This window comes from Cellulomonas septica, assembly GCF_012396155.1.
GTDB lineage: Bacteria > Actinomycetota > Actinomycetes > Actinomycetales > Cellulomonadaceae > Cellulomonas > Cellulomonas septica.
Window position 1 is genome coordinate 1 of the sequence record NZ_JAAXOY010000818.1, and the last position, 1,355, is coordinate 1,355.

Consider the following 1,355-nt stretch of genomic DNA (forward strand, 5'->3'; position numbering starts at 1 on the left):
ACCGCGCGACGGCGGCGCGTCCCGCCGTGTCGGCGGCGCTCGAGCTGCTCGGTGCGCACACGCTGGCCGACCGGGCCGACCGTCGTCGCTCGGGCGGCGAGATCGTCCCCGTCACGCTCCCGGCACCGCCCGGCGCGTGGCGCGCGCACCGCATCAAGGCCTTGCGCCAGGGCGGCACCGACCAGTGGGTCGAGGCGTTCCGGCAGGGCGGGTGGTGGGGCTACGAGCGCCCGCTGCCCGACGTCCTGCTCGGGGCCGTCCGGCGCCGCCCCGGAGTCGTGGTCGACGTCGGCGCGAACACCGGCGTCTACTCGCTGCTCGCGGCGAGCACGCGCGGGACGACGGTGCACGCGTTCGAGCCGTACCCGCCGGTCGCGGCGATGCTGCGGGAGAACGTGCGGCTCAACGCGTTCCGCGGGCGGGTGCGGGTGGTGGAGGCGGCCGTCACGGACGTCGAGGGGACCGTCGACCTCTGGGTCCCGCCCGCGATCGGCGTCGTCGAGACGAGCTGCTCGACGGACCCCGGCTTCAAGGGCGGCGAGCAGGAGCGCGTCGAGGTCCGCGCGCTGACCCTCGACTCGTACTGGCGCTCGATCGGCTCGCCCCCGGTGTCCGTCGTGAAGATCGACGTCGAGGGTGCGGAGGTGCGGACGCTGCGCGGCGGCCGGTCGCTGCTGGCCGAGGCGCGGCCGTGGCTGCTCGTCGAGATCCTCGAGCACGCCCCGTTCGACGAGCTCGAGGACGAGCGACGCGCGGCGGGCTACGTCGACGTGCGCCTCAGCCCGTGGGAGGCCGTCGTCGGGGACCGTCTGCGCTTCCATCCCCTGGCCTGGAACCACGCGTGGGTGCCGTCCGAGGACGTCGACGACGCCGCCGCGGTCTTCCGGGCGGCGGGGTTGGTGGTCACCGAGACCAGGCGATGACCTGATCCGGACGGTCCACCGCGTCGCGCACGTCGGCCAGGACGTCCGGGTGGACGACCACGAGCACGGACGGGTCCGACGCGAGCGCCGCGGTCGCGACCCGGACCGGGTCGGTGTCGACGAGCAGACCGGGCAGCGCCGACGCGGCGCCCGTCCACGTCCCCGTCAGCGCGGAGGTCCACTGCGCCGACGCGAACGGGTGGAGGCCGATCTCCGCCGGGAAGGGCACGACCAGGACGGGGCGATGACCGTCCTCGCCCGCGGCGGCCCGCGCCGCACCCAGCACGACCTCGGCCGACGGCAGCGCGGCGGTGCCGGCCTCGGTGAGGTCCCCGCGCGTCGCGGCACCGGGCGCGAGCGCACCGAACCCCGCGGCCTGCACCGCGGGCAGCGTCGCGCCGAACACCTGCGTCGCACCGGCCGCGACGAGCA

General features: G+C 76.5%; 2 protein-coding genes. One reads left to right on the forward strand and one right to left on the reverse strand.

Going from position 1 to position 1,355, the window contains the following annotated elements:
* Positions 1 to 923: FkbM family methyltransferase (locus HGA02_RS19465; protein WP_168681043.1), on the forward strand; the 923-nt coding region annotated here is incomplete at its 5' end.
* Here HGA02_RS19465 and HGA02_RS19470 read toward each other — a convergent pair.
* Positions 904 to 1,355: hypothetical protein (locus tag HGA02_RS19470; RefSeq protein ID WP_425483084.1), on the reverse strand; the 452-nt coding region annotated here is incomplete at its 5' end. The two genes, HGA02_RS19465 and HGA02_RS19470, sit on opposite strands and share 20 nt — an antisense overlap.